A 284-nucleotide genomic window follows, 5' to 3' on the forward strand; every position below is an offset into this window, starting at 1 on the left:
CGGAAAGACCCCATGGAGCTTTACTGCAGCTTGATATTGAATTTGGGTACGATCTGTACAGGATAGGTGGGAGCCGTTGAGCCTTGAGCGCCAGCTTGAGGGGAGGCATCCTTGGGATACCACCCTGGTCGTATCTAGGTTCTAACTTGGTACCGTAATCCGGTGCGAGGACAGTGTCAGGTGGGCAGTTTGACTGGGGCGGTCGCCTCCTAAAGAGTAACGGAGGCGCCCCAAGGTTCCCTCAGAAGGGTTGGTAATCAGTCGCAGTGTGCACAGGCAGAAGG

The 284-nt window shown here is 55.6% G+C and carries 1 rRNA gene; it reads left to right on the forward strand.

Going from position 1 to position 284, the window contains the following annotated elements:
* Positions 1–284 (forward strand): 23S ribosomal RNA (locus ACN6NF_RS25885); the annotation flags it as partial.

It is taken from the genome of Paenibacillus sp. TSM33, from assembly GCF_056099025.1.